We start from the raw sequence: 21534 nt of genomic DNA, 5'->3' as shown, positions 1-21534 counted from the left end.
TTATCTTTTTCGTTTAGGTTTTTCTGAAGCATCAAAGATTCCTGGAACAGCAGTTAATTCAGCAATTTTTACAATTACATCAGTTGCTTTCTGAATGCTTTCTGCTGGAACATATTCGTATTTTCCATGGAAGTTGTGGCCGCCCGCAAATATATTCGGACAAGGTAATCCCATGAATGATAATTGAGAACCGTCTGTACCGCCTCGAATAGGTTTTATGATTGGCTTGATGTTTAAGTCACGCATTGCTTTTTCGGCAATATCTACGATGTGTTTTACAGGAAGTACTTTTTCTTTCATATTGTAATACTGGTCTCTTATTTCAGTAATGACAATATCTTCACCAAATTTCTTTGCAAATTTTCTATTGAATTTCTTCGCAATTTTGGTGATTAGTTCTTTTCTCTTTTCGAATTTCTTTTTGTTATGATCGCGGATAATCAGTTCTAAAACAGTTTCTTCGATATTTCCTTTAATATGATGAACGTGGAAGAAGCCTTCATAACCTCTAGTTTCCTGCGGAGTTTCACCTTTTGGAAGTTCATTGATAAATTCATTTGCTAAAAGCATCGAATTAATCATTTTTCCTTTGGCATAACCAGGATGAACGCTTTTTCCTTTAAAAGTAATTTTGGCTCCAGCAGCATTAAAGTTTTCATATTCTAATTCGCCAATCTGGCTTCCGTCCATGGTGTAAGCCCATTGGGCACCAAATTTCTCTACATCAAAATGATGCGCACCGCGTCCGATTTCTTCATCTGGTGTAAAACCAATCCTGATTTTTCCGTGTTTAATTTCCGGATGCTGAATTAGGTATTCCATTGCAGAAACGATTTCAGTGATTCCAGCTTTATCATCGGCACCTAATAGAGTGGTTCCATCAGTGGTAATAATGGTCTGTCCTTTATATAATAATAGATCTTTAAAATAATCAGGAGATAAAATGATGTTTTTCTCTGCGTTTAAAACAATATCTTTTCCGTCGTAATTCTCTACAATTTGAGGTTTTACATTGGCTCCGCTAAAATCTGGAGAAGTATCAAAGTGAGAAATAAATCCAATTACAGGAACTTCGTGGTCAACATTGCTTGGAAGCGTTGCCATGATATACGCTTTGTCGTCTATAGTAACATCTTCTAAACCAATAGTTTTTAATTCTTCGACTAATTTATGGGCAAGATTCCATTGTTTTTCTGTACTCGGAGTTGTTGTTGAATTCGGATCTGATTCAGTATCAATTGTTATATAACTGATAAAACGATCAATAATGTGCTGCATTTCTTTTTTATTTTTAGCAAATATAGACAATTTTTTGAGCCTATATATTTTGCAGTTTTCAAACAAAAGCAATAAAAAAAGGATTCTGTTTTGAAGAATCCTTTGGCAAAATATATTTTAAATACTTTTTACACATCTAAAACCAAGATGATTGGCAGCCGATCTGATTTCGCCTTTCCCTCTTGTTCCCACCATATATCGAGTGCAATATTGATCGGTGCATAAAAAAGAACCGCCGCGATGTACACGTTTTATTTGTGTTGGATCATTTGGATCGTTATACGCATTTGGCCCTTGCGGATTTTTGGTAACTTTTCCGCTTTCCGCTAATGATTTGTAGTAATCTACGCTGTACCAATCATGCACCCATTCCCAAACATTTCCAGCAATATCATATAAACCGTACGCATTTGGAGCGAATTGTTTTGTTGGTGCAATTCCTTTAAATCCATCTTCGCCAGTATCGCCATCTTGAATAGGGAAGTGGCCTTGATAAATGTTGGCTTGAAATTTTCCTTTAGGTTTTAAATCGTTTCCCCAAGCATATAGATTTCCTGTTTTACCGCCTCGTGCCGCAAACTCCCATTCGGCTTCCGTTGGAAGTCGTTTTCCTGCCCATTTCGCATACGCTTCAGCATCTTCATAAACCACATGCACAACAGGATATTTTTCTTTTCCTTTTATAGAGCTTTGAGGGCCTTCTGGATGTCTCCAGTCAGCACCCGGTTCGTAACGCCACCATTGCAGAAAATTGTTTAGATTTACCGCAGATGGTGTAGGAGTAAATACTACAGAACCTGTTATTAAATCTTCTTCATTTGCCGTTGGGAATTCCTCTTTAGTTGGTTTTTGTTCGGCAACAGTTACATAACCCGTCGCTTTTACAAATTTTTCGAATTCCTCGTTTGTTACTTCGGTCTCATCCATATAATAGCCGTCAACATATACTCTATGTATTGGAGCAGCATCTTTGGTAACGCCTTTTATGCTGCATAAACTTTCGTCTTCAACATTTGATCCCATCGAAAATTCACCGCCGGGAATCCACACCATTCCTTTTGGAGCTTTTCCAGTTGGTTTATTCTTGTTTTCGATAGTAGGCTGAAACGCCGATGCTTCGCCGGTATTGGGAACGTCATGACATTCTGCAACTTTTGTTTCTGTTTTTGGTGCTGCAAATTTAGTATAACTGTACGCTATCGAAATAATCGATAAAGTCAGTAAACCGAAAATCCAAAAGGTTTTATTTTTCATGGTTTTATTTTGATTTGGTATGGATGTCAAATAGATGGAAGTAAAATTATAAAAAATAACTTTTATAATATAGTAATTTTATAGGATTAATAAAATTTAAATATTTTGTTATTTATCTTCTTCAACCAATACGACTTCGTATTTGTCTTTTCCGTCAACATGAACAGGCTGATAGTATGTTTCGCCGAACTTAATATATTTTACATCTCCAATAGTAACTTCGGTTCCGCCTTCCGGTAGGTTGTCAACTAAAGTTCCTGCTGTTGGCGGTACTACTTTATAATTACTTCCGTCTTTTTCATAAAATGTTCCTCCGTAATAATAATTATTTACAGTTCCTGTATTAACTGTCTGCGCACCGCTTGGAATATTATTGACGGTTCCGCCCACTGGAGCAGGAACTACCTGATAACCGCCATTACTTGGAGCATACCAATTTCCTTGATCATAATGATATTGCGTGCTTTCTACACTAACAACAATCGCTGTAACAGCCAAAGTTGTAACAAAAAATCCCCAAGGATGCCAAACAGGTCCCCAATAATAAGGTCGGTATGGATGATAATAATAAGGATGGTAGCCGTAATAGCGATATCCGCCATATCTGTACGGAGGACGTGCATAAACGACTGTATTACGACGTACAACTGTATTACGATTGTAGACATTGATATCTCTACTGCGGTCTACATTAACGTTTACGGTATTGCCACTGATATTAGTGTTTCTATTTCCAGTTCTGTTGTTATTGTTTCTGTTAATGTTATTTCCGTTGTTTCGATTTGCAATATTTTGTTCTCTAGTGTTTTGAGTAGCAGGGCGTGTTGCCTTATTATTTGAATTGGCTGGTCTTGTCGCTCTGTTTGCAGTATTATTAGGTCTTTGAACACCTGAGCCTCCAGCTCCTGGTCTCGTGGTTGCAGGTCTTGTTGCTGCTGGTCTCGTATGCGTGGCTCCGCCTCTCGATCCGGCATTACCGCGGCGCTGCGCAAAACTATCAATTGAAATAAGGAAAAATGTTCCAATCAGGCATAATAATAGTGCTGATTTTTTTACTGTGTTGGATATGTTTTTCATATTCAGTGATTTAAGTGTAATAAAGTTATGACAAAAAAAAAGATATGACTGTTAATATGATAAAAAGTTTAAAAAGCTTTGTAAATATTATAAGGAAATATCCCATTGAATTCTAAAACGCCAGCCTTGCTCTAAGGGAAGTGTTTTATCTTGAAAACTAAAATAACTGACTTCTGTAGTGAGTTTGTTTTTGTGTCCTTTGAAAAACCAGTTAAAAGCCAGCGTAGATTCTTCCTGCCTATTTTGTCTTATAGAATTATCCGGTCGGTATGCGGCGTGTCGGCCTGCCATTTCCAAATGTTTAGGCCACCAATCAAAAATATTGTGAAAAAAATAGCCTGCCTGTACATAATATCCTTTTAGTACAGTGGTCTGGTCATTGTCTAGTTTGTCGATAATTTCTTTGGTATGCCACTCGCTCTGCCATGAAAAGCCACGATACATAAAAGCGCTTTCAAAATTCCATTGATTTACACGGTATTGACCGGGAGCGCCATTTTCGAAACCATCTAAAGAACCACCTCCAGCTTGCGAAAATCTCGTGTAAGGACTTCGGTTAGTTATGGCAGAAAAAGCAATAATGGGAGTCAGTTTTTCATGGAATTCTAAATCACTGCCTTCAAAATCGAGAAATCTTCCTAAAAAATTCCATTGTGTTCTTCCAAAGTACATTAAATTACCATCATCGTTTTCAGTACTGCCACGCCCAGTTCCAGTTAAAGCGGCAAACCAATAATTAAAATCAGCAATACCATTTCCTTTTAAATGGCCGTAAACTTCAACTCCAAGCTGTCTGTCAACTGTAAAAGGACGATTGATCAAAGATCGTTCAACCATTTGCTGTTCGCCGCTGCTAATGTAGCGTTCTCTGGTAAATTCCGTTTTCCATTGTCCAGCTTTAAAACTCAGCCACTCCCATTTCTCAATCATGATTCTAAAATCCAGCAAGTTGGATTGGCTTAGTTCATATTCCCAATAATAGTTCAGCCAAGGTTCAAAAGCGTGACCGCCAATTTTGAGCCTGGCGCGGTTAATTTTAAAAGTGGTTTGTGCATCTTGACTATAATCGTCGTAAGTAAGAGGATCTGCATCGTAAGGAGTTGAAAAACGAAATTGTAAACGGCTTTGTAGCTGAAAAAGAAATTTATTGTCTTTTGTACGAAGCTCGATTCCCTTGTTTCCGTAACGAACAGTCATCAGCTTGGTTGTGTCTTTTTCCTGCTGTGCAGATGCTGTTAAACAAATAGTCAGCCATAGTACTAATAGAAGTTTTTTTGAAACAAGAATCGTTTTATCTGCCTTACACATATTTTTTAGGTTGATATGAAATGGATTTGCTGCGGAATGAAAAATGAAACAGAATACTTCAAAATTAGGCTATATGTGTTCTAAAGAGGTGTTTAAGAAGGTTTGAATTGGTTTCATATTATAATTTGAAACCTAAAAAGCATATTTATTAGTTATGAAAATGTATTGTTTTAGAATTGAACAAAATTGAAATTATTTGTGCCGACATTTTCAAGTTTAATATCTAAATTTGCATCCGAAAAAAAACAACACAACAACATTATGTATAAATTGATAATCCGTCCGATACTTTTTTGGTTTGATCCTGAAGAAGTGCATTACTTTACTTTTTCATTTGTAAAATTCATTTCAAAAATCCCTGGAGTTTCGGCGATTATAAGATCAATTTATGAGTTAAAAGACACTCGTTTAGAGAGAGAAGTTTTCGGAATTAAATTTAAAAATCCGGTTGGACTTGCTGCTGGTTTCGATAAAGATGCTAAGCTTTACAAGGAATTAGGCGATTTTGGTTTTGGTTTTATCGAAATTGGAACGGTTACTCCTGTTGGTCAAGAAGGAAATCCAAAGAAACGTTTGTTCAGATTAAAAGAAGATCAGGCAATTATTAACCGAATGGGATTTAATAATGGCGGAGTTCAGGAAGCTGTAGAACGTTTGAAAAAGAATTCAAATGTTTTAATTGGAGGAAATATTGGAAAAAATAAAGTAACACCAAATGAAAGTGCGGTAGACGATTATATCATTTGTTTTGATGCTTTGTTTGACCATGTTGACTATTTTGTGGTAAATGTGAGTTCTCCAAATACACCGAATTTAAGAGCTTTACAAGATAAAGAACCTTTGACAGCTTTGCTTCAGACTTTGCAAAACAGAAATGTTGAGAAACAAAAAACAAGTACTCAAAAAGTAAAACCTATTCTTTTAAAAATTGCTCCAGACTTAACAGATGAGCAATTATTAGATATTATCGATATTGTAAAAACCACTCAGATTGCAGGTGTTATTGCCACAAACACCACTATTTCAAGAGACGGATTACAATCTGCAAACCAAACAGAAATGGGTGGATTATCTGGAAAGCCATTAACAAAACGTTCTACAGAAGTAATTCGTTTTCTTTCAGAAAAAAGCAATAAAGCATTTCCAATTATTGGAGTAGGAGGAATTCACTCTGCAGACGATGCTATCGAAAAATTAAATGCAGGAGCAAGTTTAGTGCAATTGTATACCGGATTTATTTATGAAGGTCCTGCTTTGATAAAAGCCATCAATAAGAAAGTTTTAAAACAGTTGTAAAAGAAGCGCTTGAAGAATTAAGCCCGTAATTATCGCAATTCCAAAACTAATCAGAGTACCAATCATAACGTATTCGGTTAGTTTTCGGTCTTTGGCTTCTTTTAAATCTCCAAACCTGAAAATGGATTTTGCGGCCAGTAAAAATCCAATGGCTTCAAAATGTCCCGTTAGAATAAAACAGACTGTAAGTAAACGTTCTAAAATGCCAATATAATTTCCAGCACTGGCAAGAGAATTATCCTGATGACTGTTTTGACTTTCTGGACTCCAGATTGAAATTATGGTTTTGATGAAAATAGAAGCCGGTTTGGTTACTAATAAAATTCCCGTTAGTAAAATCCAGAACCGATTGTCAAACCAAAGAAAGTCTATATTTTCATTTTCGTATAAAAGCGTAATTCCAATTAAAATTAATAAATGTGCAATTTGATCAACCACAAACCATGTTCGTTTATTTTTGCTTTTTTGAAAATGAAGTTTGGTTAAGTCAATTATGCCGTGTGTAATTGCAATTAAAACAGCATACGGTATAAAGGAAATTTCACCCGCTAAAACGGCAGCCAAAATCCCATGAAGAAAGATATGAAGGTATAAATAAATACTTTTATGTTTATGAGCTTCTTTATGAGCTACCCATGAATTGGGCTGCCAGATAAAATCACCTAACAAATGTGCCAGAAGCAGTTTTATAAATAAAATCATAAGGCTGTAAGTTGTTTTATTTGTGTTCTAAAATAACGGTCTAAATTCATAATCAGATCAAAGTGGGAACGTTTTAGTCTTCGACTTACCGCTGCTTGATTAATTCCCAATTTTTGCCCGAGTTCTTCCTGAGACAAATTTGGATATTCTATTGCCAAAGCCACAAACTCTGCCGACTGTGCCAGCCAGTTGTCCATAAAAGTCAACGCCAGCTGTATCATAAGATTTATTCTTTCGTTCAAATCAGCATCTTCAGTTCGCATCGCTAAAGTGACTTTCTGCTTTTTCAGCGTTTCAAAAAGTTCTCCCGAGTTAATAAATGCAGATCCGTTGCTTTCTGAAATTTTTTCGGCATTATGAGTTTTATTTCCAAAACCAATACTCATTCGTGCATCAGATTTTAAGGCTCTTAAACGGGCTTTTATTAAAACCGCAGTCCATAAAGCATCTTCAGGATTTGTAATTTCTATTTGAAATTCATCGCCTCGATAGACTTCCCATTGACTTGGGGTTTTACCAAGCGGATGCAAGATTTTCTTCAAATCTTCTACCCAATGTTCTGATTCTTGTTGTCTTGAACCAATTATATCGCCTGTAATTACACTAGTCATAAATCAAATATAATTAAAAAAATATAAATTTTCTATTACAAATATAAGTAATAAATTTAATTATTACATTTTTTGGTAATATTTTAATTTATTACGTTTTTAGGTAATAGTTATAAATATTACGTATTTCGATACTATTTGATATTATTACAGAATTAAGGAATGCATTTTTAATTAAGCTTAAAAAATCAACCTCGAAAATGACTATAATTTTTATTTCTTTAAAAAAGAAGCTAACTTAGCTTTACAAAAGCAAAAGTTTTGAATAAAGAAATCAAGATTATCGAATGTCCACGAGATGCCATGCAAGGTATCAAAACGTTTATTCCAACAAAAAACAAGGTTACTTATATTCAAGCGCTTCTTCGCGTAGGGTTTGATACCATTGATTTTGGAAGTTTTGTATCGCCAAAAGCCATTCCGCAGATGCAAGACACGGCTGAGGTTCTGGCACAGCTTGATCTTTCTCAAACGACCAGCAAACTACTTTCTATAATTGCCAATACTCAAGGCGCTTCAGTTGCATCTGAATACGAAGCCATTCAGTATTTAGGATTTCCATTCTCCATATCTGAAAACTTTCAGATGCGAAATACTCATAAAACGATTGCAGAATCTCTGATTACTTTGGAAGAAATTCTGGAAATTGCTGATAAAAAAAATAAAGAAGTCGTAACCTATCTTTCAATGGGATTTGGAAATCCATATGGAGATCCGTGGAATGTTGAAATAGTAGGCGAATGGACGGAAAAGCTTGCAGGAATGGGCGTAAAAATCCTTTCGCTTTCTGATACCGTTGGAAGTTCTACACCAGAAGTTATTACTTATTTGTTTTCTAATTTAATTCCGAAATATCCAGAAATTGAGTTTGGCGCGCACCTGCATACAACACCAGACACTTGGTTTGAGAAAATTGATGCTGCAGCAAAAGCAGGCTGTACTCGTTTTGATGGTGCAATTCAAGGATTTGGAGGCTGTCCAATGGCAACCGATAAATTGACTGGAAATATGCCAACAGAAAAATTAGTTTCTTATTTTACGGCCAATAAAAAAGCAACCGGACTTAATTCTTTAAGTTTTGAAAGCGCCTACAATGAAGCTTCGAAAGTATTCGGAAAATTTCATTAAAAGATTGAAAAGCTAAATTGAAGGAATTCACCATTGGTTAGAATTGAATACTTAAACTAATGTAATTTGCATGACTCAAAATTTGTTAGGAAAATTCGTTAAAAAATAGTTATATTTACTGATGTTAGACAATAACTAGTAATAAAACGAGTTATAAACTATTTCAATCTAAATTAGCATGAAAGCTTACTTCTTTCGAATTTTAAATATCTTGGTTTTACCTCTATTATTCTTTTCCTGTTCAAGTGATTTAGATTTTGATCAGGTCAAGGATTTGAAATTAGAACCAGTGATCGTGGCCAATTTAGCCTATTTTGATATTCAGGCGAATAAGGTTATAGATAATGGAACAACAAATGTTATTTATGACGTTCGTGATTTTGATATTTTTAAAGATAAGTTTTTTAATAATCGCTTAAAACGTGCCGACTTTGATGTCGAAATAGAAAATACTATTCAAAGAGCTTTTTCGGTGAATATGTTATTGATGAATGCTAATAATGATGTTCTGGAAACCATTTCTTTTACTGTTCCTGCTTATGCAGGGAGTCCAAATGTTATAAAATATCCAACAGAAGTTTTTGAAAATCAAAGATTAGATCTCCTCAAGCAGACTGTAAAAATAGGTTTTTCTATCGTAATTGCGCCTGGTCCTTCTTTAAATCAAAACAGTACAGGAAGTCTTAAATTACGATCAGGTGCAACAGCTTATTTAGTGATCGAATGAAAAAGTCCTATTTAATTGTATGGCTGTTTGCCGCATTTTCTTGTTTTGCACAAAATAAAGAAGTGTTGTATAATTTTACTTCAATTCCGCAGGCTTCTATGGTAAATCCGGGAGCCGATGTTTCGTATAAATTTTATTTTGGAGTTCCAGTATTATCTGGAATTTCTGCCAATTTAGGATCAAGCAGTTTTTCTGCTTATGATTTATTTGCTGATAATGGTGTCGATTTCAATGATAAAGTTAGAAACGTTGTCAATAAATCTTCACGTAATGACAAAGTTATAACAAATCAGCAATTGGAATTGTTTTCAGCCGGATTCAGGATAGGAGGTAAAGAAAGTCGTTCGTATATTTCGTTTGGTGCTTATCAGGAATTTGATTTTTTTATGTTTATGCCTAAAGATCTGGCTTTGCTGGGATTAGATGGAAACCGAGATTATATAGGGAAATCTTTTAATCTGGGAGATTTAAGTCTGAAAGCTGAGGTTTTATCCGTTTTCCATGTCGGTTTTCATAAAAAAGTAAGCGACAAACTGGTGTTGGGCGGACGCGCTAAAATCTATTCAAGTGGCGCCAATGCTGTTTCAACTAAAAACTCTGGATACATTTACACTGGTCAAACCGCTGGAACACCCAATATTTATACTCAAACTATTTCATCTAATTTAGAATTGAAAACTTCTGGAATTGCCACTTTTACAAAAGATGAATACGAAGGAAATATTGTTTCAGATATTGCCCACAACACTTTTTTCAACGGTAGTTTAGGATTGGGAGTTGATGCCGGTCTTACCTATTATTTTAAAGACAATCTGCAGTTTACAGCCAGTATTATTGATTTTGGTTTTATAAAACAATCTAAAGATATTGAAACAGTAACGTATAAAGGAACCTATCATTATGAAGGTGCAAACCCAGATTTTATGGGGAATAATGATCCGGAAAATATTTTTGATGAATTTGATAAAGCCATTCCACGAGAAACGCTGCATAATAAATACACGACCTGGCGACCTACTAAAATGTATACCTCACTTCAGTATTCTTTTGGAGAATATCGATCTGATGAAGATTGTAATTGTAGAGGACAAATTAAGAAAAGATATAAAAATGCAGTTGGCGGACAGCTCTTCTTTATGTCAGCTCCAAGAACTCCCATAGCAGCTTTTACTGCTTTTTATCAAAGAAATATTTTCGAAAAATTAGATGTTAAAGCAACTTACACATTCGATACTTTTTCAAACAAAAATATTGGTTTGGGACTTTCAGGAACCATCGGCAGTTTCAATATTTACGCTTTAGTCAATAATGTATTAGAATATAAAGATATATCGAAGGCAAATAGTGCTGCATTTCAAATCGGACTCAATTTTGTCTTTCAGGATAAGGATTAGAATTTCAACAATGAAATTCCAAATTCCAATTTTAGCATTGTTTCTTAGAATTAATTGGAATTTGTGATTTTTTATTTCGGAATTTAAATTGTGCGTTATTTCCTGTAAAGTTAAATTTATGAATAAGTTAGTATTCAAGTTAGCAATTTATTCACTATATTTGCACGCAATTCAACTAGAAATTGCACCATGATAGCACACAACTCCAAGATTATCGGCGAAGGTTTAACTTACGACGATGTATTATTAGTACCTAACTACTCGAATGTGCTTCCTCGCGAAGTGAGTATCAAATCAAAATTTTCAAGAAACATAACATTAAACGTTCCGATCGTATCTGCTGCTATGGATACTGTGACTGAAAGTGCAATGGCAATCGCTATGGCGCAAGAAGGAGGAATAGGTGTTTTACATAAAAATATGACTATCGAACAACAAGCAGGAAAAGTTCGAAAAGTAAAACGTGCTGAAGCAGGAATGATTATTGATCCGGTAACTTTACCAATGACTTCTACTATTGCAGACGCAAAAAACGCAATGAAAGAATTCGGAATCGGCGGTATTCCAATCGTTGACGAAAATAAAATCCTAAAAGGAATCGTAACAAACCGTGATTTACGTTTCGAAAAAAACGGATCGAGACCAATCGCTGAGGTTATGACAAGTTCAAACCTTGTTACAGTTGCAGAAGGAACTTCACTAGAACAAGCTGAAGTAGTTTTACAAGGCCACAAAATCGAAAAATTACCAGTTGTAAATGCTAAAAACGAATTAGTTGGTTTAATTACGTTTAGAGATATTACAAAATTGACTCAAAAACCAATCGCTAACAAAGATTCATTTGGTCGTTTGAGAGTTGCTGCTGCAATTGGAGTTACTGGAGATGCAGTTCAAAGAGCTGAAGCTTTAGTAAATGCTGGTGTAGACGCCATCATTATCGATACTGCTCACGGACATACAGAAGGTGTTGTAAATACTTTAAAAGAAGTAAAATCAAAATTTCCTCAAATAGACGTAATTGTTGGAAACATTGCTACTCCTGAAGCGGCTAAATATTTAGTAGAAAATGGCGCTGACGGTGTAAAAGTAGGTATTGGACCAGGTTCTATCTGTACAACACGCATTGTTGCAGGTGTTGGTTTTCCTCAATTTTCTGCTGTTCTTGAAGTGGCTGCTGCCATTAAAGGAAGTGGTGTTCCTGTAATTGCAGATGGAGGAATTCGTTATACAGGAGATATTCCTAAAGCAATTGCTGCTGGTGCCGACTGTGTAATGTTAGGTTCATTATTAGCAGGAACAAAAGAATCTCCGGGAGAAACTATTATTTTTGAAGGAAGAAAATTCAAATCATACCGCGGAATGGGTTCTGTGGAAGCTATGCAGACAGGTTCTAAAGATCGTTATTTCCAAGATGTTGAAGATGATGTTAAGAAATTAGTTCCAGAAGGAATTGTAGGACGTGTTCCTTATAAAGGTGAATTGAATGAAAGTATGCTTCAGTTTATTGGAGGTCTTCGTGCCGGAATGGGATATTGCGGTTCAAAAGATATTCCTACTTTACAAGAAACTGGACGTTTTGTTAGAATTACTTCAAGTGGAATCACTGAAAGTCATCCTCATAACGTAACGATTACAAAAGAAGCTCCAAATTATTCAAGATAATTTTTAGTTTTATAAATATTAAAAAAGGCGTAAAAGTAAATTTTTTACGCCTTTTTTATTTAATTAATAATTGAAATGCCGTTATCCAATTCATTAATAGTATTTTGATTTTGTTCTATCGATTCGGCCTGACCGCCATATTGCAATTGTATCGAACCACCTTTTCCGTTGTAAATATACCCCTGATATTTATATAAAAAATCATTATAATCTAACTCACAGGTAAAGTAATTTACTTCAATATTATTTAGTTTTTTCTTGAATATTTTTAGATTTTTAATTTTTCCATATTCTTTATACTGCTCTTCTATAGTGCTTTTGAGTTTTTTCTCAGGTATAAAATAATCATATTCAATAAAATAAGCATTGACTAAATTGTACTTATCATGAAATTCGGCATCCCAATTTTCTGATTGAGGATTTTGGATCCAATGTTCAGGATTGTACTTTATTTCATAAATCCCTTTTCGGCCGGTATAGGTTTCTGATTTTGAATTGTTTTTGGTTTGTCCTATTGCGAAAAAACCTGATAATAAAAACAATAATATTAATTTTTTAGACATTTTGTATTGTAAGTTTATTTTTATAATCAAAAATAATAAATTCATTTCAATAGAATGATAAAAAAATGTTTCGTTTAAATAAAAAAACAGCCAAAACTTAAAATAGTTTCGGCTGTTTTATTTAGATATTTTTCGTGTTTAAAGAGAAGTAGTTTTTTGTTCTGTGTCTCTTACAGTCTGATTTTCTAAAATTTCCTGTAGAAACGGTTTTACTTCTTTTTCGACATCAGATTCCGAAATTTTTAATGCTTTTGGATCAGATGCTAACTGCAGCCATGGTTTTGGACCATCAAAATTATAACTTCCAAAAACAACTACCGGAGTTCCTTTGACTTTTACATTTTCTTTGTCCTTTAAAACCCATTCGTCTGCAAATTTGTATAAATATTTAGCGTCTTTTTCTAATAATCTTAAACAAGAATGTGATGCTGGATAACCAGGTAAATCATATTCATGAAAACCAACCCCTTTTTTATTTTCAATATTGAAATTCCATTTTAATTCCCATTCGTCATTAAAAGTACTGGTTGTTTTTTCTGCTTTCCAGTTGGTGAAAAATAATCCAGTTGGAGTAGGATCTTTTTTTCTTCCCATATTAGTTGGACCAGTGCGGACTAATTCACCATTTTCATAAGCGGCAAAAGTCTGGGTTGGATATGAGAAAATAATAATTTTTGAAACTTCTTCTAATGCTGAAACATGCAACGGAAATGGCAGATAATATACCAAATCTCCACTAAAATCAGATGGAATTACCACTGAATCTAGTTTTTTTAGATTCGTTTTGTCGGCTCTGTTTATAGCCGAAACGATATCCATTTTAGTGCTGTCAGCTTCATTGGCTTTCAGCCAGTCTTTCACTTTTGTAAATTGATAAGAAACGGAAGATTCCGGTTTTTTATATTCAATAGTTTTCTTAGGTTTTTCCTTTTCAGCGGTATTTTCTGTTAAGTTAATAGTATCGCTTTTTTTGCATGAAACGACTAAAACTAACATTAATATAAGTAGGGCGTTTGCTGTATAATATAACTTTTTCATAGGTCGTATTTTTATAATGATAAAATTATATATATGATAGCTCAAAAGGGTTACATAATTTTTTAAATTGGTTTCGGGATTTTCATTTAAAAAGATTTTTTATCGTATCTTGAATTTCAAACAAATCTGTTTCTTCATAAAGGCCAATTGATTTCTGAAGATGTTTATTTGAAGGTTTAAGTGCAATATTCGTTGATATTAACTGGAATTGTTCTGCTAGGTCAGGCTGATTTTTTATTCCATCAACTGAAAAATGAGAAATATGTTCTTTGCCGTCATTATACATTTGTCCTTTCGCTGGCAGGCTTTCTATTTCGCTAACTGTAGGCAGTTTGTTGAATTTACCATCATAGAATTCTAATATTGGGCTTTCATTCGCACCAGAAATTTCATGAATATATGCAACGTAGTAATGATTTTCTAATTGAATAGAAATTACATCACCTTTTCTATAAAAAGTAATGATATCTGGAACTGCTGGTTTTCGTTTTAAAGGTGTTGGTTGCGATAAAATAAGTTGTTTTATTTCTTCTGATTTCCTAAAAAAATCATCACTTAGAACTACTCCTTTATTCAAAAGATCTATCGCATTAATTGCTGTTTTATTTATTGCATCAACTTGAAAACCGTATTTATGCAAAAGAACTGAAAGGGCAACAATTGTAATTTGTTTGTAGCTATTAGGAATGTCTCCTGTACCTAACAAAACACAATTCCAGCGATTCATTAATTTAGGTAAAAGATATGAAAGCTGTTTTTCTACATCTTTTTCGTAGCACATTGCCGTAAAAGTCAATCTCGCTAAATCTTCATCAATTGATTTTACAAGATGTTTAGCTGCCAGTTTATCAAGGATTTGTTGATGTGTCATGATTATATTTTTCAAAATGTAAAAATATAAAAAAAATAAGTTTTTTCCTTCTTTTTTAGAGGCGATTATATTAGTTGTTCTTAATAAGTTTTAAAGTATGTTCAAACTGAGTATCTTTATTTTGCATAAAATCTTCAAAGGTCTGTGAGATTTCATGATCCGGAATTATTCCTCTTCCAAAGACTTGATTGGCTTTTTGGGGAACATCCTGCTCTAAATTTACAATCGAAAACTGGGTTTTGATTTTGGTGTTTGGCAATTCATATTCGATAGGAGTGTGGCCATTGTGACCAAAATAACCTCCCATCGTTTCTTCGCCAATAACAATTGCATTTGTATTTCCAGCTACAAGAGCAGCAAACAACGATCCAGCAGAAGCGATTCTCGGACTAATAAGCAAATAAATCTGGCCTTTAAAAGTGTTTTTATCCGGTTGTAAAACTGGATTAAATTTTTTATCCTGAGGATATTTTTTGTTAATGAGTTTTGGGAATTCTTCAAGTAATTCATCTTCAAAATCTTTTCGCTCTTCCTGTTGCTTTTTTGCATCAGTTTCTTCATAAACTAAGTAATTAGCAAATGGTATTTTTTGAAAATTGACATACGCCGAAGCATTTTCACGATATGGTTTTTGTGTCAAATAAGAGAAGGTAAGAATATCATTTGGATCAGTTCCGCCGCCATTGTTTCTAATGTCTACAATTAAGTTTTGGATTTCAGAATGCTCAGATAAGTATTTAAAACAACTGTCTAAGTACTTTTTGTAGGCAATATGTATTTTGTCTTTCGCATTTCTTCCAATTACAAAGGTATGCACAGAAAGCAGCGCTGCGTTTGGAGAAATTAATTTAAAAGAATATTTATCTTTTGCTCGAGCGTATTGCAAACTATCCATTGGAAGTGAAAATCGTTTTTTAAAGTTTTCTTTTCTGATTTCATTAGAAACAGAAGCAATCATTTTGGTCAGCTTTTGCGTTTGATTAGGAAGCGAATATTCGACTAAAAAACTTTTTTGAGGGCCATATTCCATTTCGAAATATTTAGCAAACGAACCTCCAATTCCAATTGATTTTCCTGTAATATTGTAACCGTCAGTCGTGTAGTATTTGTAGAGAGATGACAGTAATTTTTGAGTTTCTATTCCATTAATATTGTGAATTTGAGAACCCAACGGAATTTCTGAATTTTCAAAATTAATAATGAGCTGCTTACTGATAAGTTTTACAGGATATGGAAAGAAAACATTTCCTGATGAACGTTTCTTTTCAAAATCATCAGGAAGAGTTGTGTCATTGTGCAGACTTCCTTCAAAATCGGTAATTTGAAGAAGTATTTTATAGAATTCTATAAGTTCTTTTGGTTCATCGAGCTGCGAAAATGCCCAAGAATAAATACTGTCAATCTGTTGTTTTGTTCTGTATTTATACAATCCAGAATTGGCTTTTTCTCTTATTTCTTTAAAGATATTTAAATCTTGTTTGAGTTTTTCTGAAGGCCATTTTTCGTTTTGCGAGAAAATAAATAACGGTAAAAGAAAAATTAGTATTGTTTTAGATTTGAGCATTTTAGATTGTTTTATGAATCTAAAATACTCAAAAAAAAATTTAAATCAGATTTTTTATTTTGGCGTGCTGTAATAGCATAATTGTTTTGGCATCAGTTATTTCACCAGATTCAATCATGGCGTAAGCTTCATCAAATGTATATTCTAAAACTTCAATATTTTCCTGTTCTGCATCCAGTCCTCCGCCTTCGCTTACTTTCATACTTTCGTCGTATTCGCCGACAAAAAGATATAAAATCTCAGTTACAGATCCAGGAGACATATAAGTTTCGATAACTTTCTGGACTTTGCTTAAACGATAACCAGTTTCTTCTTCCGTTTCACGGATAATAGCTTGCTCTGCATTTTCTTTGTCTAAAAGCCCAGCACAAACTTCAATCATCAATCCCGTTTTATTTCCATTTAGAAAGGTTGGCAGACGAAATTGTCTCGTTAAAATAACTGTTTTTTTAGCAGTATTGTATAATAAAATACCTGCTCCATTTCCTCGATCGTACACTTCACGAATATGAGATTCTACAGGCTGATTTTCTTTTTTATAATTAAAAGTTACTTTGTGTAACAAGTACCAGTTGTCAGATAATAATTTATTTTCTGTTATTTCTATTTCAGGATTCTTTCTCATAATGTAAAATAAAAAAAAACGCCCTGATAATCAGAGCGTTTAAAATGTATTATTTTGTTATTGTTTGTTTTCTGTCTGGTCCAACCGATACGATTTTGATTGGTACTTCGATTTCTTTTTCAATAAACTCAATATATTCTTTCAGCTCGATTGGCAACGCATCGTAAGTTGTCAATCCAGTTAAATCTTGTTTCCATCCTTTAAATTCTTTGTAAACCGGAGTAACGTTTTCTGGTTCGATGTTATAAGGGAAGTGAGAAATGTTTTGTCCTTTATAGTTGTACTCGGTACATACTTTTAAAGTTTCAAAACCAGAAAGGACATCACCTTTCATCATCATTAACTGAGTAACTCCATTTACTTGTACAGCATATTTTAAAGCTACTAAGTCCAGCCATCCGCAACGTCTTTGTCTTCCTGTTACAGAGCCAAATTCGTTACCCACTCTTGCCATTGTAGCACCAACTTCGTCAAAAAGTTCTGTTGGGAAAGGTCCGCTACCAACACGAGTAACATACGCTTTGAAAATTCCGTACACTTCTTTGATTTTGTTAGGAGCAATTCCTAAACCAGTACAAGCTCCAGCAGCAGTAGTGTTTGATGAAGTTACGAAAGGATATGTTCCGAAATCAACATCTAATAAAGATCCTTGAGCTCCTTCACAAAGAATAGATTTACCTGCTTTTTGAGCTTGGTGCATGTATTCTTCACTGTCAATGAAATCTAATTTTTTAAGTTCTTCGATAGCTTCAAAGAATTCTTTTTCTAATTCAGCTAAGTTATATTGGATATTAACATCGTAAAAAGCAATCATAGCTTCGTGCTTATCTGCTAAAGCTCTGTAACGCTCTTTAAAATCTTCTAATTCGATATCTCCAACACGTAAACCATTTCTACCAGTTTTGTCCATGTAAGTTGGTCCAATTCCTTTAAGAGTAGAACCAATTTTTGCTTTTCCTTTTGAAGCTTCAGAAGCCGCATCTAGTAAACGGTGAGTTGGTAAAATTAAGTGTGCTTTTCTAGAAATAATTAATTTGCTTTTGATATCAAGGTTGAATTTCTGTAAACCTTCGATTTCTTTTTGGAAAACTACTGGGTCAATTACAACTCCATTTCCGATGATATTTACTGAATTTTCATGAAAAATTCCAGAAGGAATGGTTCTAAGTACGTGCTTAATTCCATCAAATTCTAATGTATGTCCTGCATTTGGTCCTCCTTGGAAACGTGCAATAATATCATAATTTGAGGTAAGAACGTCAACAATTTTTCCTTTACCTTCATCTCCCCATTGTAATCCTAGTAATAAATCTACGGTCATTCTGTTTTAATTTGCGTTGGGACAATCTAAGTTGTCCTACTGATTATGTAGTTAATTTTCTTTTTTTAATTTTTTGAAAAAGTCTAAATGTTCAGACTATGAATTTGAACTCTGCTTTTTGTTTCCGTAGAAATAAAGTGAGTGATTTGTAATTTCGATATCAAAGATTTCTTCGATAGTCTTTTTGATGGTTTGAATTCTTGGGTCACAAAATTCAATTACCTCACCAGAATCTGTCATAATGATGTGATCATGCTGTTTATCAAAATATGATTTTTCGTAGTAAGCCTGATTTTGCCCAAATTGATGTTTTCTAACCAAAGCGCAGTCCAACAATAATTCAATCGTGTTGTAAAGTGTTGCTCTACTCACACGATAGTTTTTGTTTTTCATTTTGATGTAAAGGTTTTCTATATCAAAATGCTCCTCGCTATCGTAAATTTCCTGAAGTATAGCATAACGCTCAGGAGTTTTGCGATGCCCTTTTTGTTCAAGATACATTGTAAAAACATTTTTTACAATTTCTTGATTCTTAGTGTTGTCAGTTGAGATAAGTGTCATATCCGGCAAAGATAATTTTTTATTTTTAATGAATAAAAGTTTCGGGTTTAAAGTTTCGTTACAAAATTCTTATAGTTTCCCTAAAAAGTTAGGTTCTGTACTCTCTTGTAACCTTATCAACACCATCAATTTTCTTAATTGCATTGATCATTTTCTTTAGAATCGTGTTGTTCTGAACGATTACAGCAATCTGTCCGTGAAAAATTCCAGCATCAGTGCTTAAAGAAATACTCTGGATATTAACACTCATGTTATTTGAAATTACACGGGTCAATTGATTGGTAAGTCCTAAAACGTCCATTCCGGTAATATTGATGATGGCTTTAAATTCTTCTTGGGAAGAATCGATCCATTTGGCACTCATAATTCTATAGGCATAATTTGACTGCATCCCAATAGCGTTCGGACAGTCTTTTTTATGCACTTTTATTCCTTCGTTAATGGTTACGAAACCAAAAACATCGTCACCCGGAATTGGGTTGCAGCATTGCGAAAGTTTATAATCCAGTTTGTCGTGTTCAGTTCCGAAAACCAGCATGTCGTAATTACTGCTGATAACGGGTTTGTGAATATCTTCAGAAATGGCAGTGTCTTTATTTCTTTTGATTTTATTTTTAAAGAAATTAATAAACGTATTTCCTTTCTGTGCTGCGTAATCTTTAAGCTGTTGATTTTCTATAGCACCAATTCCAACGCGGTAAAATAAATCTAAACTGGTTTTTAATTTAAAAAAGTTAACTAACTCGTTTGTAACTTGTTCGTTAAGCGTGATTTTTAAATGTTTTAATTTTCGGGTCAGTAATTCTTTTCCTTCTTCACCAATTTTTTTCGTGTTCTCGTTAAGAACGTTTTTGATTTTATTTTTGGCTCTCGAAGTCGTAACATATTCCAGCCAGTTTACGGTTGGTTTTTGGTTAGGAGAGGTAATAACTTCTACCTGATCACCACTTTTTAATTCGTGGTTTAATGGAACCAAACGTCCGTTAACACGTGTACCTCTGGTTTTTATTCCAATCTCTGAGTGAATACTAAAAGCAAAATCGAGAGAAGTGGCTCCTTTTGGCAGCGATTTTATTTCTCCTTTTGGCGTAAATATGAAGATTTCTTTAGAATACAAATTCATTTTGAAATCTTCTACGAAATCTACTGCGTTGGTTTCAGGATTTTCTAATGCTTCACGAAGTAAATTTAACCAAACATCCAAACCACTTTCTTCAGTTGCGCCGTTTTTATATTTGTAATGTGCTGCATATCCTTTTTCGGCGATTTCATCCATACGTTCGCTTCGCACCTGCACTTCAACCCAGCGGCCTTTTGGTCCCATTACAGTAATGTGAAGGGCTTCGTATCCGGTTGATTTAGGAGATGAAATCCAGTCACGTAAACGGCTAGGGCTTGGTCGGTAATGATCGGTTACGATGGAATAAATTTTCCAGGCAATAAATTTTTCGTCATGCGGATCTGATTTATAAACGATTCTAAGTGCGAATTTGTCATACACTTCATCGAAGCTTACGTTTTGTGCACGCATTTTTCTGCGGATCGAATAAATAGATTTTGGACGGCCTTTTATGATATAATCGATGTTTTCTGCATCAAGTGATTTTTTAATGACTTCAGAAATGTCTTTTATGTACGCATCCTGCTGTTCTTTTGTCTCCCTGATTTTACTTACGATATCATCGTAAACGGCAGGTTCTGTATATTTTAAACCTAAATCTTCAAGTTTGGTTTTGATATTATAAAGTCCCAAACGGTGGGCAAGGGGAGCGTAAATATAAAGTGTTTCCGATGCAATTTTGGTTTGTTTGTATTCTGCCATCGAATCCATAGTCTGCATATTGTGAAGGCGATCGGCGAGTTTAATTAAAATTACACGCACATCATCATTCAGCGTCAGGATCATTTTACGGAAATTTTCCGCCTGCATCGATGCATTTAAATCTTTTTGAACTAAGGAAATCTTCGTTAAACCTTCAACAAGCTGCGCTACTTTTGGATTGAATAAACGTTCGATATCTTCAACGGTAATGGGAGTATCTTCGACAACATCGTGCAGTAAAGCTGCGGCAATAGAAGTTGCACCCAGACCAATTTCTGAGGCAACAATTTTTGCAACTGCAATAGGATGAAAGATATACGCTTCGCCTGATTTACGACGTTGTTCTTTGTGAGCATCAACGGCAACATCAAAAGCTTTTCGAATTAATTTCTTGTCAGCAGGAGTTAAAGTTTGGTAGCTAATTCGAAGTAATTCTTTGTATTCGTGCGCAATAGCTTTGTTTTCTTTTTCAATATCAATTTCTGTCATAACGGCATAGTTCAAGTACTAAAAATAAGAATTTGTTTGAACATACGCAAGGGGGGAGGATTGTTGATTTTAGATTATTGATTTTTGATTTTTTCCTGTAGGATTGGGCATCGACTTCGCTCAGTCTGACATTAAAAATTGAAAAATCCAAATTTTAAATTGCTTCACTTGTTCGTTATCGCTCGAGTCTAAATTCCAAAAAAGAGCAAAGCGATTTTTAAAATCTAAAATCTAAAATCTAAA

The 21534-nt window shown here is 34.2% G+C and carries 19 protein-coding genes; 5 read left to right on the top strand and 14 right to left on the bottom strand.

The genetic code is table 11. The annotated features are described in order from the left end of the window. The 4 genes from pepT to J0383_RS04195 form a co-directional block, all read right to left on the bottom strand. A complete protein-coding gene (gene pepT, locus J0383_RS04210; RefSeq protein WP_207297202.1) occupies positions 1-1278 on the bottom strand; it encodes a peptidase T in 1278 nt (425 codons plus the stop codon). 117 nt (positions 1279-1395) lie between these two features. Further along, a complete protein-coding gene (locus J0383_RS04205; RefSeq protein ID WP_207297201.1) occupies positions 1396-2532 on the bottom strand; it encodes a formylglycine-generating enzyme family protein in 1137 nt (378 codons plus the stop codon). Between the two features lie 108 nt (positions 2533-2640). Beyond that, positions 2641-3609 (bottom strand): DUF6515 family protein, encoded by a 969-nt coding sequence (locus tag J0383_RS04200; protein ID WP_207297200.1) that lies wholly within the window; start codon positions 3607-3609, stop codon positions 2641-2643. Between the two features lie 87 nt (positions 3610-3696). Next, entirely contained in the window at positions 3697-4917 is a 1221-nt protein-coding gene (locus J0383_RS04195; protein ID WP_207297199.1) for an OprO/OprP family phosphate-selective porin, read from the bottom strand. A 261-nt stretch (positions 4918-5178) separates the two neighbouring features. Here J0383_RS04195 and J0383_RS04190 point away from each other — a divergent pair, with 261 nt between their 5' ends. Further along, positions 5179-6213: a quinone-dependent dihydroorotate dehydrogenase gene (locus J0383_RS04190; protein ID WP_207297198.1), complete on the top strand. Its 1035-nt coding sequence runs from the start codon at positions 5179-5181 to the stop codon at positions 6211-6213. On the opposite strand, the gene J0383_RS04185 is transcribed toward J0383_RS04190, so the two are convergent. Together J0383_RS04185 and J0383_RS04180 are read right to left on the bottom strand one after the other, a co-directional pair. Continuing rightward, positions 6199-6915: a DUF3307 domain-containing protein gene (locus tag J0383_RS04185; RefSeq protein ID WP_207297197.1), complete on the bottom strand. Its 717-nt coding sequence runs from the start codon at positions 6913-6915 to the stop codon at positions 6199-6201. The two genes, J0383_RS04190 and J0383_RS04185, sit on opposite strands and share 15 nt — an antisense overlap. Then, positions 6912-7526 (bottom strand): SatD family protein, encoded by a 615-nt coding sequence (locus J0383_RS04180; protein WP_207297196.1) that lies wholly within the window; start codon positions 7524-7526, stop codon positions 6912-6914. Before J0383_RS04180 ends, J0383_RS04185 begins: the two co-directional genes overlap by 4 nt. Before the next feature lie 261 nt (positions 7527-7787). Between J0383_RS04180 and J0383_RS04175 the strand changes: the two genes are divergently transcribed. The 4 genes from J0383_RS04175 (at position 7788) to guaB (ending at position 12437) form a co-directional block, all read left to right on the top strand. After that, entirely contained in the window at positions 7788-8654 is an 867-nt protein-coding gene (locus tag J0383_RS04175) for a hydroxymethylglutaryl-CoA lyase (protein WP_207297195.1), read from the top strand. A gap of 178 nt (positions 8655-8832) precedes the next feature. Further along, positions 8833-9381 (top strand): hypothetical protein, encoded by a 549-nt coding sequence (locus J0383_RS04170; RefSeq protein WP_207297194.1) that lies wholly within the window; start codon positions 8833-8835, stop codon positions 9379-9381. Then, a complete protein-coding gene (locus J0383_RS04165) occupies positions 9378-10775 on the top strand; it encodes a DUF5723 family protein (RefSeq protein WP_207297193.1) in 1398 nt (465 codons plus the stop codon). Before J0383_RS04170 ends, J0383_RS04165 begins: the two co-directional genes overlap by 4 nt. 189 nt (positions 10776-10964) lie before the next feature. After that, entirely contained in the window at positions 10965-12437 is a 1473-nt protein-coding gene (guaB, locus tag J0383_RS04160) for an IMP dehydrogenase (RefSeq protein ID WP_207297192.1), read from the top strand. A 59-nt stretch (positions 12438-12496) separates the two neighbouring features. Here the strand turns inward: guaB and J0383_RS04155 are convergent, their stop codons facing one another. The 8 genes from J0383_RS04155 to J0383_RS04120 form a co-directional block, all read right to left on the bottom strand. Further along, positions 12497-13000 (bottom strand): hypothetical protein, encoded by a 504-nt coding sequence (locus J0383_RS04155; protein ID WP_207297191.1) that lies wholly within the window; start codon positions 12998-13000, stop codon positions 12497-12499. 138 nt (positions 13001-13138) lie between these two features. Continuing rightward, positions 13139-14038: a L,D-transpeptidase gene (locus J0383_RS04150; RefSeq protein WP_207297190.1), complete on the bottom strand. Its 900-nt coding sequence runs from the start codon at positions 14036-14038 to the stop codon at positions 13139-13141. Between the two features lie 82 nt (positions 14039-14120). Beyond that, a complete protein-coding gene (locus J0383_RS04145; protein WP_207297189.1) occupies positions 14121-14924 on the bottom strand; it encodes a hypothetical protein in 804 nt (267 codons plus the stop codon). A 55-nt stretch (positions 14925-14979) separates the two neighbouring features. Then, entirely contained in the window at positions 14980-16473 is a 1494-nt protein-coding gene (locus tag J0383_RS04140) for a S41 family peptidase (RefSeq protein ID WP_207297188.1), read from the bottom strand. Positions 16474-16513: 40 nt separating this feature from the next. Further along, positions 16514-17098 carry an NUDIX domain-containing protein gene (locus tag J0383_RS04135; protein WP_207297187.1) on the bottom strand — a complete coding sequence of 195 codons (585 nt, stop codon included), beginning with the start codon at positions 17096-17098 and terminating at the stop codon, positions 16514-16516. Positions 17099-17147: 49 nt separating this feature from the next. Further along, positions 17148-18419, bottom strand: a complete 1272-nt coding sequence (locus tag J0383_RS04130) for an adenylosuccinate synthase (RefSeq protein WP_207297186.1) — start codon at positions 18417-18419, stop codon at positions 17148-17150. 96 nt (positions 18420-18515) lie between these two features. Then, positions 18516-18980: a Fur family transcriptional regulator gene (locus tag J0383_RS04125; protein WP_207297185.1), complete on the bottom strand. Its 465-nt coding sequence runs from the start codon at positions 18978-18980 to the stop codon at positions 18516-18518. 88 nt (positions 18981-19068) lie between these two features. Next, positions 19069-21291, bottom strand: coding sequence for a RelA/SpoT family protein (locus J0383_RS04120; protein WP_207297184.1), 2223 nt, complete (start codon positions 21289-21291; stop codon positions 19069-19071). Between the last annotated feature and the right edge of the window lie 243 nt (positions 21292-21534).

The organism is Flavobacterium endoglycinae, from assembly GCF_017352115.1.
Taxonomy (GTDB): Bacteria; Bacteroidota; Bacteroidia; order Flavobacteriales; family Flavobacteriaceae; genus Flavobacterium; species Flavobacterium endoglycinae.
The sequence above is the reverse complement of the archived record's forward strand: the minus strand, read 5'-3'. Positions and strand labels throughout refer to the sequence as shown.

Excerpts from the sequence above, each read along its gene's own strand:
- pepT (WP_207297202.1), bottom strand. The coding sequence starts at position 1,278 with ATGCAGCACATTATTGATCGTTTTATCAGTTATATAACAATTGATACT.
- J0383_RS04205 (WP_207297201.1), bottom strand. The coding sequence starts at position 2,532 with ATGAAAAATAAAACCTTTTGGATTTTCGGTTTACTGACTTTATCGATT.
- J0383_RS04200 (WP_207297200.1), bottom strand. The coding sequence starts at position 3,609 with ATGAAAAACATATCCAACACAGTAAAAAAATCAGCACTATTATTATGC.
- J0383_RS04195 (WP_207297199.1), bottom strand. The coding sequence starts at position 4,917 with ATGTGTAAGGCAGATAAAACGATTCTTGTTTCAAAAAAACTTCTATTA.
- J0383_RS04190 (WP_207297198.1), top strand. The coding sequence starts at position 5,179 with ATGTATAAATTGATAATCCGTCCGATACTTTTTTGGTTTGATCCTGAA.
- J0383_RS04185 (WP_207297197.1), bottom strand. The coding sequence starts at position 6,915 with ATGATTTTATTTATAAAACTGCTTCTGGCACATTTGTTAGGTGATTTT.
- J0383_RS04180 (WP_207297196.1), bottom strand. The coding sequence starts at position 7,526 with ATGACTAGTGTAATTACAGGCGATATAATTGGTTCAAGACAACAAGAA.
- J0383_RS04170 (WP_207297194.1), top strand. The coding sequence starts at position 8,833 with ATGAAAGCTTACTTCTTTCGAATTTTAAATATCTTGGTTTTACCTCTA.
- J0383_RS04165 (WP_207297193.1), top strand. The coding sequence starts at position 9,378 with ATGAAAAAGTCCTATTTAATTGTATGGCTGTTTGCCGCATTTTCTTGT.
- guaB (WP_207297192.1), top strand. The coding sequence starts at position 10,965 with ATGATAGCACACAACTCCAAGATTATCGGCGAAGGTTTAACTTACGAC.
- J0383_RS04155 (WP_207297191.1), bottom strand. The coding sequence starts at position 13,000 with ATGTCTAAAAAATTAATATTATTGTTTTTATTATCAGGTTTTTTCGCA.
- J0383_RS04150 (WP_207297190.1), bottom strand. The coding sequence starts at position 14,038 with ATGAAAAAGTTATATTATACAGCAAACGCCCTACTTATATTAATGTTA.
- J0383_RS04140 (WP_207297188.1), bottom strand. The coding sequence starts at position 16,473 with ATGCTCAAATCTAAAACAATACTAATTTTTCTTTTACCGTTATTTATT.
- J0383_RS04135 (WP_207297187.1), bottom strand. The coding sequence starts at position 17,098 with ATGAGAAAGAATCCTGAAATAGAAATAACAGAAAATAAATTATTATCT.
- J0383_RS04130 (WP_207297186.1), bottom strand. The coding sequence starts at position 18,419 with ATGACCGTAGATTTATTACTAGGATTACAATGGGGAGATGAAGGTAAA.
- J0383_RS04125 (WP_207297185.1), bottom strand. The coding sequence starts at position 18,980 with ATGACACTTATCTCAACTGACAACACTAAGAATCAAGAAATTGTAAAA.
- J0383_RS04120 (WP_207297184.1), bottom strand. The coding sequence starts at position 21,291 with ATGACAGAAATTGATATTGAAAAAGAAAACAAAGCTATTGCGCACGAA.